The sequence below is a fragment of the Echinicola soli genome (assembly GCF_006575665.1).
Taxonomy (GTDB): Bacteria; Bacteroidota; Bacteroidia; order Cytophagales; family Cyclobacteriaceae; genus Echinicola; species Echinicola soli.
On the sequence record NZ_CP041253.1, the window covers coordinates 443,207 to 461,376 of the forward strand.

10 protein-coding genes are annotated in these 18,170 nt (G+C 45.7%); 1 reads left to right on the forward strand and 9 read right to left on the reverse strand.

Going from position 1 to position 18,170, the window contains the following annotated elements; all coding sequences use genetic code 11:
- Positions 1-120 precede the first annotated feature (120 nt).
- On the reverse strand, positions 121-2,031 hold the full coding sequence (gene gndA, locus FKX85_RS02020; RefSeq protein ID WP_141613149.1) for an NADP-dependent phosphogluconate dehydrogenase: 1,911 nt from the start codon (positions 2,029-2,031) through the stop codon (positions 121-123).
- Between the two features lie 297 nt (positions 2,032-2,328).
- Here gndA and FKX85_RS02025 point away from each other — a divergent pair, with 297 nt between their 5' ends.
- Complete coding sequence (locus FKX85_RS02025) at positions 2,329-3,405, forward strand: Gfo/Idh/MocA family protein (RefSeq protein WP_141616666.1); 1,077 nt, start codon at positions 2,329-2,331, stop codon at positions 3,403-3,405.
- A 762-nt stretch (positions 3,406-4,167) separates the two neighbouring features.
- Here FKX85_RS02025 and FKX85_RS02030 read toward each other — a convergent pair.
- The 8 genes from FKX85_RS02030 to FKX85_RS02065 form a co-directional block, all read right to left on the reverse strand.
- Complete coding sequence (locus FKX85_RS02030) at positions 4,168-5,271, reverse strand: outer membrane beta-barrel protein (RefSeq protein ID WP_141613150.1); 1,104 nt, start codon at positions 5,269-5,271, stop codon at positions 4,168-4,170.
- A gap of 262 nt (positions 5,272-5,533) precedes the next feature.
- Positions 5,534-8,650: a glycoside hydrolase family 2 TIM barrel-domain containing protein gene (locus FKX85_RS02035; protein ID WP_141613151.1), complete on the reverse strand. Its 3,117-nt coding sequence runs from the start codon at positions 8,648-8,650 to the stop codon at positions 5,534-5,536.
- Between the two features lie 183 nt (positions 8,651-8,833).
- Complete coding sequence (locus FKX85_RS02040; RefSeq protein WP_141613152.1) at positions 8,834-10,975, reverse strand: family 43 glycosylhydrolase; 2,142 nt, start codon at positions 10,973-10,975, stop codon at positions 8,834-8,836.
- Between the two features lie 178 nt (positions 10,976-11,153).
- Positions 11,154-12,368, reverse strand: a complete 1,215-nt coding sequence (locus FKX85_RS02045) for a glycoside hydrolase family 88 protein (RefSeq protein ID WP_141613153.1) — start codon at positions 12,366-12,368, stop codon at positions 11,154-11,156.
- Between the two features lie 256 nt (positions 12,369-12,624).
- Positions 12,625-13,938 carry a BNR repeat-containing protein gene (locus FKX85_RS02050; RefSeq protein ID WP_141613154.1) on the reverse strand — a complete coding sequence of 438 codons (1,314 nt, stop codon included), beginning with the start codon at positions 13,936-13,938 and terminating at the stop codon, positions 12,625-12,627.
- A 187-nt stretch (positions 13,939-14,125) separates the two neighbouring features.
- The gene (locus tag FKX85_RS02055) at positions 14,126-15,313 is read right to left on the reverse strand and encodes a DUF2264 domain-containing protein (protein ID WP_229239734.1); all 1,188 of its coding nucleotides are present in this window, start codon (positions 15,311-15,313) and stop codon (positions 14,126-14,128) included.
- 228 nt (positions 15,314-15,541) lie between these two features.
- Positions 15,542-16,354: a 3-keto-disaccharide hydrolase gene (locus FKX85_RS02060; RefSeq protein WP_141613156.1), complete on the reverse strand. Its 813-nt coding sequence runs from the start codon at positions 16,352-16,354 to the stop codon at positions 15,542-15,544.
- 116 nt (positions 16,355-16,470) lie between these two features.
- Complete coding sequence (locus tag FKX85_RS02065) at positions 16,471-18,144, reverse strand: RagB/SusD family nutrient uptake outer membrane protein (protein ID WP_168196200.1); 1,674 nt, start codon at positions 18,142-18,144, stop codon at positions 16,471-16,473.
- Between the last annotated feature and the right edge of the window lie 26 nt (positions 18,145-18,170).

An 18,170-nucleotide genomic window follows, 5' to 3' on the forward strand; every position in this document is an offset into this window, starting at 1 on the left:
ATTATTGAGTGATTAGGTATGGAAAAAGGAAGTGCCTATGGTACCTATTGGAGCTTGGCTCATACTATATACTATATTCCACATACTCCATACTTTATACCTTGAACTCGCTATGCTGTCTTATGGCTTTAGCGCACTTTCCATCCACGTATTATGGTGTACTTTTCCAGAGGCATCGTCGATCAAACGATAGCCGTGCTCTCCAAAACAATCCCTCAATGCCTGTACGAGATTGGCAGCGGACCGATCAGTGCTCATTCCATAGAAGAAGTTAATTGCCGCAGACATGACAGGCATGGCCACTCCGGCTTTCAAGGCCGCTCCTACCACTTCAGCCATCGCTTTGGCATCAGTCTCAAAGGACTTTTGCAGCACTGAAGATTCCATTAAGCAGGAAGAGCGCTTGAACACATCTGCCAGTTTATCCATCAATCCCGACTGGATAATGGAACCATTGGTCCAGCATCGTGCGATTTCACTCAGGTCTAAGTCCCATTTTTCGGCTTCTCCCACTTTTTTGATAAGGCTAAAGCCTATCTCATGGTTGATCAGCCGGGCAAAATCATAGGCTCCCTTCAGGGATTTCAGTACTTCTTTTTCATCAATATCGCCCGCTTTTCGCGGAAATTTTTTGGCCAATGCCACCCTTGCCTCACGGTGAGTAGACATAAGCCTGGCCGTAACGGCCGCCGTCAGCGGGGCATATGGAACACCATACTTCGCCGCTGTGCTCACCGCCCAGCCGCCAGTACCGGTATGTCCGGCCACGTCCAGTATTTTATCCAGTAATAATTCATCGCCTTCTTGCTTGGTCAAGATGGCCAGTGTAGCCTCCATCAAATAACTGTCGGCCCCATCCTTGCTCCACTTTTTTAGGGTCTTCACCATTTCATCTATGGACATCCCAAGCCCCTTTCTCATGAAAGCGTACATTTCGGCCAGCACCTGCATTTCGCCATATTCAATGCCATTATGCACCATTTTGATAAAATGACCAGCTCCTTCAGGGCCTACGTAATGCATGCAAGGTTTACCGCTTTGATCCTTTCCGGCGATTTTTTCAATAAACGGCTTGATCAAATCAAATCCCTCTTGGGTACCTCCTGGCATCAAAGAGGGGCCTTTTCGAGCACCATCACGACCACCAGAAATCCCCATACCTATAAAGTGGATCCCGTAACCCTGCAGGTACTGCTGACGTTTTGCACTATCTTCGAAAAAGGAATTGCCCCCGTCGATGATCACATCCCCCTTGTCCACAAATGTCAGGAGCCTGGCAATCTGCTGATCTACGATCTGTCCAGCAGGAATCATCATCAAAATCTTCCGGGGCTGCTCCAAGGATTCTACAAATTCATCCAATTTATCAAAAGGCAAAATCCCCTTTACTTCTGGATGGGCCTCTACCAGTTTCTTGGCCACATCTTCCTCGACACCTTGTAGGGTACGGTTATACACACTGACCTTGACGTTTTTCTCGGCCATATTGAGTGCTAAGCTACTGCCCATGACACCCATACCGATGATACCAAAGGAGGATATTGCTTTTTTGTTTTTTAAGTCGCTCATAATGTCTTCTAATATATTTTCAGGTGTTTGGTCTATAGCAATGGTGGTCGCAAAATGGGGAATCTCCAAGGCCTCCAGCTGAGAGCTTAGCAAAGCAGCAGGCATATAGTGTCCTTCACGTTGTTGCATACGATCAGCGATCAGCGCTTCATCTCCTTTCAAAAAAAACCAATGGATCTGTACCGCATTTCTCCGCAAAATCTTCCTGTAGTCTGCTTTCAGCGCAGAACATGCCAATAGGGCACCTCCTTTTTCCTCCCACTTTACCATCTCATCGGACAATTTCTCCAGCCATGGTGCACGGTCCTCATCATTGAGCGGCACGCCCGCCTTCATTTTTTCGACGTTCTTTTTGGGATGAAAATCATCGGCATCGTAAAAAGGAAGACCAGTCTCTTTGCTGAGCATCCTGCCAATTGTAGTTTTACCACTTCCGGATACTCCCATTAACAAAATAATCATGCTTTAATTTATGGAATAATTTCAAAATAGTAGTACCCACTGCGCTTAAAAATTAAAGCTTTTCGGGTCTTTAAAAAGATGTACCAAAAATTGTTAATATTGAAAATTAACCCTGCAAAAGTTACAAAATGAATGGACTCCCGATTTTCGTGGCACAAAAACGCCCAGACCAAGCATTGTCCCTTACCTCCCCAAATCTCCTGGATGACGCTTAGAGTGCCATCAGGGAAATCGCATTTAAAATAAAAAAAAATTATCGATTTAGTATATTTGAACCTTCACCGAAAAGACCTAATGATGACCTCACCAATAAAAATTTTAGTAGTCGGCTGTGGCAATATGGGCGCATCGCACGCGCTGGCCTATCACCAAATGGATGGCTTCGAAATCTGCGGATTAGTAGCCCGTGGAGATAGTAAAAAGGAGCTGAATGATAAACTAGGCACCGATTACCCACTTTTTTCCAGTTACGAAAAGGCATTGGAAAAAAGCAAGCCTGACGCTGTCTGCATTTCCACTTACCCGGACACCCATGAAGCCTATGCCCTGATGGCCTTGGATGCGGGCTGCCATATTTTCATCGAAAAACCCCTTGCAGATACAGTAACAGGATCTATTCGTATCGTCCAAGCTGCCCAAAAAGCAAATAAAAAAGTAGTTGTGGGCTACATTCTTCGCCATCACCCTTCCTGGATGAAGTTTACAGAAATCGCTCGTGGCCTCGGCAAACCACTGGTAATGCGGATGAACCTCAACCAACAAAGCCACGGCCGCATGTGGGACGTGCATCGAAACCTCATGAAGAGCCTTAGTCCCATTGTGGATTGTGGTGTCCACTATATCGATGTGATGTGCCAAATGACCCAATCAAAACCTACAAAAGTCAGCGCCATTGGTGTCCGGCTTACCGATGATATTCCAAAGGACAACTATAACTATGGCCAACTGCAAATCACTTTTGAGGACGGTTCGGTCGGTTGGTACGAGGCAGGATGGGGACCAATGGTCAGTGAAACGGCCTTCTTTGTAAAGGATGTTTTCGGGCCAAAAGGAGCTGCATCCATCGTCGCCAAAGAGGCCGGTGGTAGCGGCAAGTCGGACTCAGTGGATGACCATACCAAAACAGAATCCATCAAAATCCACCATGCAGAAATCAACGCGGCCAATGAATTTACGAAACCTGACGAATGGGTGGAGACAGCCGATGAGCCCGATCATAATGCCCTTTGTCAGCGGGAACAGGTTTACTTTCTGGAGGCAATCAAAAACGATATCGACCTTAGCCAACACCTGGAAGATGCCATTAACAGCTTAAAAGTAGCTTTCGCCTGTGACGAATCCGTTAAAACGGGAAAAATAGTGGAGATCAAGTAAACCTGCTGTTTCACTAATAGCCCTGAGAAATCGCTTTTAAACTATCAGTGAAGTGATGTCAGCCTGAGCGGAGTCGAAGGCTAGACATTGAACCTCTACTCTACCTGGCGGACAGACAGGTCCGCTCGGTCTGACACCATATTGCTTGATTTAAATAACATCATTGGCTAAGAGCGATTTCCCTGACCAATACCCTTAACATGGATCAAGCAATATTTCTGGTGGCGGGAGAAGATTTATATTCATTTGGTATGTCGCCACGAAGTCGCCAAGACACGAAGTTTTTTGTAGGCGGATTCCAAATTTCATGGAAAACAAACAGCTTTGGGGCTTAGAATCTTTGTGGCAAAAAAAAGAAATCCTTTTAAAATAAAGGGATTCATGCCCTCAACTTTTTCGCACATTTTGAGGATCAAGCAATATTTCTGGAAGATGAGAGATTTCCAGGTGGTTTTGGCAAGCATATTTCTCTTTAATTTAGCAATAGTAATGTGTAGATTATAAAATCAGTATAAATCCGTCATTGCGAATGCAGAGCAACGGAGTGAAGCAATCTCGTTTTCTTAATACGGAATTGCCACGTTCCCGATAGCTCGGGACAGGCTATACTTCCTCGCATGACGGTATTTTAAATCGCGTTTATTATAAAAAATAAGCGTAAATCTTATTAATCTGCATCATCTGCGTGCTATCGAAACCAACCCTAATCCCCCCAACTTTTCCGCTTGATCCCTTAACATTCTGAATCAGCAATAAGCATCTTCAAAATACGAATCCCATACTTACAGAGGCTTCAAGCCTGTCATTGGTAGGGCCATTTTGATAAAATATTGTTAGATCATCCTTTGCGCGAACCCATCTTCCTTCCAGACGGACATAACTGATGGAAGTAGGCTTGTATTCAGTGCTTAAAGTGTATCCCATGAGCTGGAGCCCTGTCATGTTGCCAAAGCTATCTTCATAAGTACCAGAGATGAATCCATCTGGATCCTGAAATGTCTCTACTCTTCCTGTCAACGAATAAGTATTCGTAAATTGATACCTTACGGTCGCCAGGGCATTGTACATTATGGCAGTTTTATCTGGCTTTACCAATTGAGAATGACTCTGTGTACCCACATCTCCACCCACGGTGATGTAGGTTTTTGGAAATGGATTATAGTTCAAGTACAAATTATGGTAAGTACGGTATTGCTTTGGACGGAAGCTATCCAGCGATTCACGACCAAAAAGGTTGGTGTAGGTGAGTTGTAAATCCTCCCGAAGGGAATATGAAAATAAAAGCCCAACAGACTTGGCATTATTGGCATCCAAGAAGTAATTGTAGCCATTCACCACCCAAAACTGGAAGTCAAACATATCACTCCCCTCATAGGTAATACGCACACCACTTTGGTAAAAGGGCTCATTATAGCTGGCCACAGTCGTGGAGGTAGTAAAATTGTCCTTTGGCAAAAAGCTCTCGGTACCAATATGGGTACGAAAAAAACCAGCATCAACCCACCATTCATTGGCAAATTTTACCCCGATATTAGCTTCTTGCAGCATTGGAAAATCCGGATCCCAAATGGCCTTGGGAATATCCCCGTAATGCAGGGTGAGGTTTCCGCGTATCAGTTCGTCCTGATAGTGGATTCCTACCTGGACAATATTTAAACTGAACCGCTGGTCGCGTGGTGCCGTTGTGGCAAATTTTTGCAGGGCATTTGCACCTAAAGAATCGGAATAGGACGCATAATACACTTCCGTATAGCCCGATAAGTCAAAATTCTTCCAAATACTGGCCTTTTCTTGCGCCTTAGCAACATGAAAAAAGTAAAGCGTCAAAACTGCCAAAAAAACGAATTTATTTCTAATGCTATTCATAAAACTTAACTGCTGTTTCTCTCTTGTTTAGCCGGGGTGTACTAAAAAAGAATAGGTTGAAAAATGCCTACTGACCGTTCATCGGCCATGTAGTTTATTCCCTCTCTTAATATAGTGAAAACTTCATTCCCAATATATTGAAGTCTTCAATGTGTTATTTTTATGCAAAATAAACGATTTTCCTCCCAAAACAATAAAGGCAGGTATTTACGAACCTGCCTTTATCCAAATTTGTAGCTAGGAAAGCTACGAACCAAAATCCCTAATCCACCAACCTGATCACATAGCTGTACTCATAGTGATCATCTTCCAGTCGGTATTGCTTATGCGGATAGGCTCCCCAGCTAGTATCTCCACCCAGACCGCGTTGCTTCCAGTCGATATGTAAGAACACGGTATTTTTAGGCTTTATATCCGTTGGGTGCTGCTGTTTCTTGGTCAGCCCTGGATCCAAGTCCTCCACGGACACATCCAATGCACTAAAGCTCAAAGGCTGCATTCCCTGGATCTGGATTCCTTGTCCTTTATCGTTTCTTAGCGCTAGCCACCTTACATCGGTTTTATTTCCTGACTCCTGGGGACGGACATAGCCCCAGTAGAATTGGTTTTCTACCTTGTCTTCATACTGTCCGACAAAGGATGAATGCTTCCTGTCACTGTAATTTTCCCAGGGTCCCCTGCCATAGTAGGAAAGTTCTCCAAATTGCCCGGGCAGCTCCATGCGCATACCGTATCGTGGAAGTTCAGGTAAATCCCTGCCCTCAAGATCCATGGACGCCGTTACTTTCACCGAACCGTCTTGCTGGATCAGGTATTCTACTGTGTAGGGAACATTGATATTGGTCAATTCGTATTGCACCGTAACGGGCAAGCCGTCACTTGTCTGTTCTCCTACAGTGATATCGAGGGCTTTCCGGCCCAAATGTGCGGTTCGCCATACCCCCAATCGGGAAGGCATGTGGTTACCAAAGTCATTATCGATCGGAGCCCTCCAAAAATACGGTGAAGGCAAGGAACGAAGCATCCGTGGTTCTCCATCCTTTAACGTATATTTTCTGAAATCACCTCGCTTCAGGTCAATCTCTCCGACCACCTTGGCAGTAGAAAACTTCAGCAATTCCTCTGTCTGCTCCACCTGAAGATCTCCTTCAGCTGCTTCAAGGTGATCAAAATAAAAACCCTCATTCAACGCAAACTGCTCCCGGGCGACTTCATGCCCCGCAGGTACCAATGCTTTAGTATTTTTGGTATAAGCATAGACATTAAGGAACGTTTCTGCATCTCCTACAGGCGGTAAATCCAACTCCAGGTACTCCTCACCATCAGCGGCCAACTGCACATCAAAGGCTCCTATTTTCACCACTTCTCCATCTTCAACCCATTCCCACTTGAAAGCGAACTGATCCAGATTGGTAAAATCAAATAAGTTTTGGACTTTCAGTCCCTCTTCTGGAGAAAAATCGAACAGGATATCCTGATACACTTTTTTCACTTCATGCAGTGCAGGATGGGCTTTTCTATCTGCCGTCACTAAACCATTGGCGCAGAAATTTTCATCATTTTGGAAAAAATATCCGCCAAGGTCGCCACCATACGCCCAGAAATCCTTACCATTGTCATCTTCGGCCAATAAGCCTTGGTCAACCCAATCCCAGATAAAACCTCCTTGCATCTGGGGACTGTCCATGATAATGTCCCAGTATTCCTGGAAGTTTCCGGTGCTATTTCCCATGGAATGGGCATATTCACACATGATAAATGGCCGGGTCTTATCTGTGGCATCAGCATATTCCTGCATATGTCCAATCCTTGGGTACATGGGACAGACGATATCCGTGTTTTCATTTTCCCCTGCCTGCTCAAATTGCACCAAGCGGGAATCGTCACGGTCTTTCATCCACTTATATGCCTCGTAAAATACCGGCCCGTTGCCGCATTCATTGCCCATGGACCAGATGATCACGGAAGGATGGTTTTTATCACGCTCCACTAAACGGTAAATCCTGTCCAAGTGCGCAGGTGACCATTCCTCGAGGTACGCCGGATGACGGTCTTTGTTAAACCACCCTTGCCATTCTGCGCCCATCCCATGGGTTTCGATATTGGCTTCGTCCACCACATAAAGTCCGTACTCATCACAGAGTTCATACCATTCCGGAGAATGTGGATAATGGCTCATTCGTACTGAATTGATGTTGTTTTGCTTCATCAGCTGAATGTCCTTCACCATGATCTCATAATCCGGCACGTGTCCCTTCACACCGTGGTGTTCATGGCGGTTGACACCTTTTACCAGTACAGACTGGCCGTTGACCATTAGTTGGGCATCTTTGATTTCCACTTTGCGGAAGCCCGTTTTCTTACTTACCGCTGCCTGGGTATTCCCCTCGCCATCCTTTAGACTGATCACATAACGGTAAAGATTGGGCTGCTCAGCACTCCATTTCTGTACGTTATTAATGGTCTTGGAGAAGGTGACTTCCTGATCATTATTGCTGATAGCTTTAGCCTCTCTGTACACCACTTCTCCATCGGAATCCTGGAGCTCAAAGGACAACTCACCTCCCTGCACATCACTGTCCGCAAAAGTCCTCAGCTGTACCTTGGCCTCTAATTCTCCATTTTTATACCTGCTGTCCAAACCACTTTTCACAAAGAAATCCCAAATGGTCAATTTAGGAACAGCCTGTAAGAATACGCTTCGCTCAATACCGCTTAATCGCCAAAAATCCTGATCTTCCAAATAACTGCCATCGTGCCATCTGAAAACTTGCACGGCCAAAGTATTCTTCCCTTCTTTTAAGTAATCGGTGATGATAAATTCAGCAGGAGTCTTGGCGGCTTTGGTCATCCCTACTTCCTGGCCATTGACATAGACTGTGGCATATCCTGAAATAGAGCCAAAATGCAAAACCACTTCCTGGGCGTCCCAATTAGCAGGAATGGTAAATTCCCTTCTGTAGGTTCCGACTGGATTGTATTGGTTGTCCACATGCGGAGGATTGGCCGGAAAGGGATAGGCCACATTGGTATAGACAGGCATATCGTACCCTTCCAATTCCCAGTTGGAAGGCACCTTGATCTCACCCCAGCTATCATCCTGAAAGTCCAGTTTAAAAAAATCAGTTGGGCGATCTTGTGGACGTTTTACCAAAGAGAACTTCCATAAACCGTCCAAGTTTTGGTAAAATTCATTGGCCATTTTATCTCCCTGTACCGCTTTTTCCTCGGAAGGATAACTGATAAAATAAGCCCTGGCGGCTTCTTTATTGCGATCCACTACTGTCGGATCTTCCCATTCATTTTGGGACTGTGCCTGCAGCAATCCACCAAAGGCAGCTACCAAAGCACCAGTCGTCCATAGTTTTTTATATCGCATTATGTTAAATTGTTTTATTGTTAAAATTCAGGATTGCTTCTCCCCTTGGTGGTCTTATGCTTCTCACAGGGACTTAAACTCCTTAAAGTCTTTAGACTTTTTGAATCCGGTAATTGCACTTTCCAATTCGCCACCTAACCTCCCCTAAAGGAGAGGAACACCTTCTTTACACTTTCATCTCAGCTATATCCTTTCAATTCCTTCCACGGTAGGCTCCACACGATTGATATTTCCATCCTCATCGAAGGTCAAACGATCTATGCACACTTCCCGGTGGAAGCCAGCCGCCCTGCCCATGGCGATACCATGGGGCCGGGTAAACCGGTGGTAAACGATATACCATTCATCTTTCCCCGGCACTTGGATGACCGAATTGTGGCCAGTTCCATAAATACCCTTTTCCGGAGCTTTGGCGATTACCATATTATCCTCTGGAATAGTCAGTGGTCCCATCGGCGAATCAGCAAATGCATATCTTACCCGATAATCTTCACTTCGGGTATCGTTCTCTGACCATAGGAAATAGTATTTCCCATTCCTAAAAAATATTTCCGTTCCTTCGCGAAAAGTACCGTCTTCAGGAGTCAGCAGTTTGATTTTGTTTTTGTCAAAGCTGACCATATCCTTATTTAAGGGAACCGCAGCCAGATAGCCATTGCCCCAGTAGAAAAAATCCTTCCCACTGACAGGGTCATGAAATACATCTGGATCGATTTCCTGCCCTCCACGAGCGCCTTCCGGCTTAAAGTCTACCAGCGCCTTTCCTGTATCCTTGAATGGGCCAGCAGGATGATCTGCTACGGCCACTCCGATTTTTTGGGCGGCGGTGAAGTAGTAGAAATATTTATACTCACCATCCACTTTCTTCTCTATGGCACAAGGCGCCCAAGCGTTTCGATTGGCCCAATCCACATCTTTGTGCAGGTCGAGGATAATACCATCATCCTGCCAATCAGCCAAGTCAGCGGAGGAAAATGATTTAAAATAGGTACCTGACCATGAATCAAAACCGTCACTGGTAGGATAGAGATGAAACTTACCTGTCTTATTGGAATAGATAATCTCAGGATCGGCATAATAACCCTTCAGTGCTGGATTATTATCCTTTTCAGCCAACACCTGAAATTCCTGGCTGCTTCCATCTGGCTTAGAAAGTGTATAGGAAACGGGACCATTGCTGAAATCCTGCACTCCTGATGGAGCAATTGCATATCCCACCATCAGGTCAAACCCTGGATCCAAAACCGCTAGATCTGCTTCATTTTTAACAGGTAGGTAGATCGTACTTTTTTCCTGATCCACCAAGACGTTATTTCCATAAACCAGCTCTTCATTCGTGCCGGTGATCCAATTTTGTTCATCAAGGCCAAAGGCATTTTCCAGTCGCTTGGCTTCTTCCAATGTGATGGGAAGCACTGAACCATGACGTGGATGGAAATTCATTTTTACTTGGTCGTCAATCACCTCAAAATGCTCCAAATCGGTGCTTTCGGTGAATTGGTAACCACCTTTGATGTAAACATCGTACATCAGAATGTACTTATCACTGTCGATCAGCTTAAAAATCCCCGAGCCCTCCACTGCTTCTTTGGTCTGCTGGAGGTATTCTTCCTGCATCTTATACTGCCCGGTCAATTGATCTGCTACGGCCTTTTTGATACCATTGCCATGTCCTTCTGTTTTGAAAAACAAATGGTACATCCCGTCCTTCTCTACAATGTCCCCGTCAATGCAGGACTTGTTCTCTGGATGAAAGAACAGTTGCTTCGGCTCCGACTCCAGACTGGTAAAGTCAGCATTGGCATAAGCGTAGTAAATAATGTCTGGCTCATCACCTTGCTTCATGGAGAAATACACCATGTATTTGCCTGCTGCTGGATCATAAATCGTCTGGGGTGCCCATACCCTGCTTACGTCACCAAATTTCTCTGGAAATAACTCAGGAATAAAAACCGTACTATGCTTCCAGTGCACCAAGTCATCGGAAGTCAGGAACACCATCCCTTGATTGGTCCAGCCATCTTCTGGCACATAAAGGTCTGTCAGAACCATTAAAAAAGTACCATCTTCCCCACGAAGGATATGGGGATCGCGAACACCTCCCCTTTTACTGATCGAATCCGCACTGATCACAGGCTGGTTATCATTCAAAGCCCGGTAGTCAAAGCCATCTTTGCTGACCGCAAAATGGACAGCTTCCTGCCCCGGCCCATTTCCGGTAAAATACGCAAAGAGGTAGGCTTCTGGTGCTTGGTTTTGGGAAGCACAGGACATCGTGAGCCCTAATCCCAAAACCAAGTACAATAGGTTAAATAGGTTTTTCATTTTTCACTTGTATCAATAGTTAGATTCCTTTCTTTCTCTACAATAATAACAAATGTTTAATCAACACTTATATAATTCATGTAAATGTCTCTTAGCTTCATGGGATTTCTCCTACCGTCGAAACAGCCTGTCCAGATAAATCGGGAACAGGACATGAGACAGCCTCATCTCATGGGAATCAATCCAAATACCGTAACATGGCCTCCACCAAATAATAGTCACCATAGGTCAATGGCACATCCACTTCCGAATTTTCAGGGATATGTCCTACGCCGTGCTTGAGGAGAAAGCCACCATTGGTCCCATGCTCAGCGATGTACTCATCGGTGGTCAAGGTTTGGAGCATGGTCTCGGCATCTTGGTAATAGCCTTTTCCTTTATCAGCATCCACATAACCCGAAAGTTCCAAAAGTGCTGAAGCGATGATCGCACCTGCCGAAGAATCTTTCAGCTCATTAGGAATCTCAGGTGCATCAAAGTCCCAATAAGGGACCTTATCTTCAGGAAGGTTGGGATGGTTCAGGATAAAATCGGCTATTGCCACTGCTTGGTCAAGGTATTTTTCATCCTTGGTCACACGATACATCACCGTATAGCCATAAAGCCCCCAAGCCTGGCCCCTGGCCCAAGCTGACTCATCCGCATACCCCTGAGCAGTACGCTTTTGCTGCACTTCTCCCGTCTCTGGATCATAATTGATTACATGATAAGAACTGTTATCTTCCCTAAAATGATTTTCGATAGTGGTATCTGCATGTTTGATGGCAATGTCATAATAGGTGGAATCACCTGTAGCAGCGGTAGCCCAGAATAATAGCTCCAAGTTCATCATATTGTCAATGATCACCAGGTAATCATCCTTCCTGGAATCCCACGACTTGATGGCCCCTACTTTTTCACTGAACCGGCTGGAAAGAGACTTGGCACTCTGGATCAGTATCTCTTTGTATTCCGGCTTAGGATCCAACCTGAAGGCATTTCCAAAGCTGCAATACATCATAAAACCCAAATCATGTGTACGGGTATTGAACTGCTCTTTTTTCAGCATATCCAGTGCTCTCAGCGCCTCTTTTTTCAGCTGCTCATCTTTCTGATATTCATTCAGGTACAATAATGTTCCGGGATAAAAGCCACTGCACCACCAGCCAGATCCACTGCCCTCAAACTTATCCGTATCCGGATGATAAGTCTTCGGGAATTCTCCCTCAGTCAGCCTGGTCATCATGTATTCATATTGCGCTGCAGCTCGATCCAGTGTACTGCTAATTTGCTTATCCAGGCCTTCTTCTACTGTAGCCGCCTTTACTGAATCCTCTTTCTCCGCTGTACTCTTACCACATCCTGCTACCATTAATCCAGCCGCCAAGGCCAGAAAACACCATCGCTTTTTCATTTCTAATTCTGTTTAATAGGTTAATGTATATTTCTTGTTCTACTTTTTTCTTTGCTCCAAAACAATCCCTTCCTAAGTTCCCCGCCGCGGCGGGGAGGAACGACGAGGCAGTCTCGTTTAAAGAGAAGGAGATTGCTTCACTCCGTTGCTCTGCGTTCGCAATAATCTTCCCCGATACTTTCTGGGACGTTATTCTCAGGTCTCAATACTCATATCTCACTACTTGATACTGACGTCCTGCTACTTTCTACACCCTTCACTTTACTTCCAAAATCCTCACCGGACTGGTCACTCCTTCAGCCAGGCCTTCTCCATCTATCTGCTCTACTTTTTGGACAAACAAGTGAAATTTCCGTTGGTTTTTCCACAGCTCAATGTCATAGCTTGGTTCCCATTGCCCCACACTTTGCTGGGTCAAGTCCTTGATCTCCCAAGGCTGCTTTCCGAGCTCCGGTGTATAAGCAATGGATGCTTTATGGCCGCGTTCTTCATCATTGAAAATAAGGTAAAGGGCGGTCTTATCACCGTGTGCATCTACCAAAACCTGTGGCCTGGAGATGGGGATCCGCTTTGTCCCTCCACCTCCCAAGACAAACTCACTTTGTCTAAAACCAGGGCTAATTTTCTTCCAAGAACCATTTTCTTGATAGATGATCTGATACTGGGTCACGCCTCCGTCGTTCCAATACGTGGCGATATAGGGATTACCATGGTGGTCGGAAGTAACAGCTGTTTGGTTGATCAAACTACTGTTTTGGGGGATCTCCCAGGCATACTCTGCACTTTCCAAGTTGATCGGTAACGCATAAGGTTCTCCTGTGGATTTCTCCCAGGTCTGTCCTCCATCTGTGGAACGGGCATAAGCCATATCATGATTAGTACTGACATCATAGGTCTCCCGCCACACCCACGAAAGGTGTACCGTACCATTTTGATCCACGCAGGCCTGCCAATAGGCATTGCGTTCACCTTCACCATCGATCAGGTTATGGTGCACTTGCTGCCAATTCCCTGTTTGGGCATCGTAGCGGTTAAGGACGAGATTGCCTCTCCCCGACACTCCTGATCGGTACAAAAACAACAGGTCCCCGTTGGGCAAATTATGGAATTCAGGATAGGTAACATCCTCCTCCAACTTACCTGTCATCGGCTGCTTATCCCCTAGCGCCAAACTCAATGGCGCGGTACCCTTGGCGTAGCGAAGCGGATTATTATGGTGATCCCAACTGACATGCAGGTAACCTGCACCATCCACTGCTATGCTGATGGTATTGTGTGCATCTGCCGTATTGCCGGTATATTGGGTTTTATGGACTTCCCAGTCCTTTTCTCCCAGTTTTCTTTTGGCCAAAACCAAATGGCTACCGGGATCATAATAGGCCGTAAACTGAGTATCCTTATACGTGGTCAGGGAGTTTCTCCTAAAAATCACCGCGTTCACTGAATTATTGGCCCAGCCTTCACCGACCACGGTGGCATGGACCGTTTCGCCCAATGGCTTAGTACTTTGGCAACTGGCCAATAGCCCGCACAAAAGCATAAGTCCTACCAGGAAATTAGCTATTTTCACGTTTATACCTCTTTAGATTGTTAAATGTCACGCTATGAATTTCTGGATACTGTTTACTTCTTTCTAGATGCTTATCCGCTAATTCCTTACACCTATCTGGTTAAGCTAAAATTGTCTTGGGCCTAATATCTCACGTCTCATTTCTTTCTACTCAAATCTCAAGACTATCCTCAAGCTACTTAACCAATCATTTCTCAGCCTTATCCCTTGAAGCATCACCACCGCTCCATATACGCTTTTGTGTCCATGGTTCCTCATCATCGGACCAAAACGGCGCATCCTGCGGCAGTCCAAGTACCAAAAACACTTCTGTACAGAGGTAAAGGCTTCCTGTAGAGATATAAGGTTCTGCCACTTCAGGCTGATGGCCATAGAAACCCAATGTCAGCCAGCCATCCTCATCAAACATGTCAGCGGCTTCCATATGCTTACGGATCACCGCTTCCAAGGCACCTCTCACTTGTGCCGGTTTTACCTTTTCAGGAAGCTCCTGCCATAGGGCTATTTGGCTCAAAGATTGAAAAGCACCAAAACGGTAAGCCATGGATCTTCCAATGATGGGATAGGTCCCTTCCGGGCCGATCAACCTTTCTTGGATGGCCGCATAGCGCTGCGCCCTTTCCAAAAACAGGTCGAAATCCCTGCCCATATTCACCTTTTTTTCCTTGAGTACTTTGGTAATATCCAGCAACATGGGCTGGATCACAAAGCTATTGTAATAATCCCAGTGAAATTCTGGGCCATCACCGTACATGCCATCGCCCAGGTACCATTCCTTGTGTTTATTGAGCGGATATGCCAATCGGACCATATCAGCCTCCCCATCGAATTTCAGCAAAGCCGCTTCTACCATCCCTGTAAACAACAGCCAATTACTGTAATAGGGAGAAATCACCCTTGATGACTTCAGGGCTGCAATGACGTTGGCCTTGGTTTCTGCTGAAAGTGGCTCCCAAAGTTGCTCTGGAGCCCTCAATAGTCCTTGCGCAAAAAATGCCGCATCCACCAATGGCTGACCATGCTGGGTGAAGTTCATAAAATCGGGCCCTTCTGGGTCGGTAGCATTATGGATTGCCTTTCGTGCCAACAGGATGTACTTCTCACGTAACTGCCCCTCTGGGCTCTCATCCGGCCCCAGTTCCAACCACGGACCTATGCCGGAAAGTAATCGGCCAAAAGCTTCCAAATAGGTCACCTCTTCCCTGCCCCCGTAATGGTCTTTGGTCTTTTCCACTGGCATCGTAGCCTTCAGCTTATTTTCACTCAGCGCCACCAAAACAGGATCGGCAATCTTAGTCAATGTGTTGACATAATATTCCCTGCTTTCACTTGTTTCCTGTGTCCCTTGGGCAAAGGCCATATGTACCCAGCTCAAAAAAATTAGACATAGGACGAATGGAACTGATTTCAGTATTTTCATGACTTTATTCTTTATAAAATTTTCACAGTTTTTTCTTTTACAAATACGGTTATAGGCCTGGCCAATAACTATCGCCAACTGGCTTTACCTCCTCCATATATGCCAACACTAGAGACTTTTAAATCCTCATTTTCGTTCGTTCCTGATTCCACATCAGGAACAGCAAAATTACTCTTGGCTCTTTTATCTATCTTCTGCCAAATCCTTGATTTGGATATTCCTGAATAACACTCCCTGGCCTTCAGACTGCAAGCCTATATATCCATCCTTCAACAACTTTCCATCTACCTTAATGGCCGGATCATAGCCATTGGCCACTCCCCCGCCAATCTGAGGTTTGGTATATCGTAACACAGTATCCCCATTGACCTTATGGATCACCAGTGAATCCTCAAAAACGATCAGTTCCGCCTTCACCCATTCATCCCATGGGTAAGTGGCCGAAGTAGAATTGATACAATGCCTCGGATCCATTTCTCCCTCAAAGTAAACCTCTGTCCCGGGCGAGCACATATTGCCCGTGGGTCTTTCCACACCGGATTCCGCCTCGGCCAGCATTTGGTATTCTACCGAAATGGGCCAGTCCTGCTCGTTCAAAATACTTTCGGGAGATTGGGAATGGAACATCACGCCGCTGTTTCTGTAAGTGTAACTCGGCGCATCGGCCAGCCACTCATCCGTAAACCGGTATTCCCATTTTAAGTGAAAAGTAGCAAAAGGCTGTTTGTAAAATAAATGCCCGTAGCGCTCATCAAATCCTTCATCATAAGCATCATAACTGACTAAAATAGCTTCATCTTTCACTCGAAAGGTGTTTCGATAATTTTCACCTGTTTCATGGTGGTGGATTTTGGGGATCCATCCGTCAAGATCATGGCCATTAAAGAGGGTTTGCCATTCCGGCTCTGCTGCTTTTTCAGATTTCACCTTAGTGGGAGAGCAAGAGGTCCCATTTATTAAAAAGGCAGTTACCACTGCCAAAATTTTATATCTCATTTTATACCGGTCGTTTTATCCACCCTAAAATAAGCCATTGCTTATTAACAGAAAAATTGGCCGCTCGAAGACTTATCAAAATATACTTCAAGCGACCAATTTAAACCCCAAATTTATTAGTAGCCGTCGTTTTGAGTCAGCTCAGCATCTTTGTTAAGGTCGATTTCTGTTTGCGGAATCGGCATCAGCAGATGATCTTCCGTCAGGCCAATGGTAGTTTCTAATGCACCATCTGCCAAAGGCTCCTCACCGGTAAGTCTTTTGGCGCGCTCCACCAATGTACCTGTCCGCACAAGGGTCTTTCTTCTGTTTTCCTCGGCCAGCAACTCCCTTACCCTTTCATCCAGGATAAAGTCCAGATCAATATCCGATGCACTTACCATGCTGGCATTTGCGCGGTCACGCAGCACATTGATATCTGCAGCAGCACCGTCCAGATTGCCTTGCTTCATTCTGGCTTCTGCTCTCAAGAGGTAGGTCTCGCCAAGACGCATCAGGATAAAGTCCTTCCACATGCCAAAACCGAAATTGTCTCGCTCGTCATACTGTCCCCATTTTAGGGTATATGGAACGTATTTATAAACCGTATCGGCGGCAAATATTTTCACCGAAGAACCGTCGCTAAGGATAAACTCCGCATCTTCTCCATAAGGCACTTCTTGACCTCTTATCTCATCATATTTCGAATCGGGATTGTTAAAATACAAGGTGCGCTTGAGACTAAACTTGCTATTCCTCATGTCATTTTGCTCGTACAGGTCATAGACCACCCAGTTGTTCAGCCTCATTCTGGCAATACCTCTACCTCCGGTGGAATCAGAAGGATGCATTCCCGGAAGGTCATGATAGGAGGCTACCCAGATTCTCCGCTGTTGGGGATTCCCGGAACTACCGCCTGTTACGTCGGTTGGATTTTCAGCTTCCAGTACCCAGATACCTTCCGTGTTTCCTTGATTTCTACGCTGGTTACCAAATAGGAACATGTCCGAAAAGGCATCACCGGGATCATTACTACGGACACCATAGCGCTCTTTTACCAGGCTCAACCTGCCGCCATTAATGATTTCTGTACACTGTGCTTCGGCTTTGGCATCTTCACCCATTCTCAGGTACACTTCTGCCAAAAGCTGTCGAGCCATTTCCTTGTTGGCACGGCCATCTTCTGCCGCCTCACCGATATTTGGCAAAAGCTCCACCGCTTCTAGCAAGTCCTCCTCAATGACATTGTCCACTTCTGCCACTGCTGTACGAACGAAATCCGTCTTTGGTGCAGATAAGGGTTCTGTCAACAAGGGCACATCGCCAAAATGCGTCACCAGATTATGATAGGCCAAGGCCCTGAAGAATTTTCCTTCGGCCCTGAAAACAGCCATTTCTTCCTCCGTAACTCCGGCCACCGGCCCACCAGAAGTACTCTGGATCAAGATATTGGCATTGTTGATCAGTCGGTAATAAGACCCCCAGATTTTACGGGCGGCATTGTCAGTGGAATTCAACACGGCATAGTCAAAGTGAGGCCTTGCATCGCCATTGGAGCGACCTGCCGCTGCCCACGCGATATCAGTACCCAACTGCCATACGCCCCGGATGGTCTGGTCATCCGCAGTGGTAAACATGGTTCCGTATTGGTAGTGCAGACCAACCACCGCAGCGTTGAACCCAAGCTCGTCTTTCAGTGCCTCCGGTGCATAGCTGTCCAGTACTTCTTCATCCAGAAAGTCTTCGCCACATCCGGACAAAACGCCCATCAAACACAGGCCACTGAAGAATAGTTTTATATGTTTTTTCATTGGAATATTCATAATTCAACGGGTTA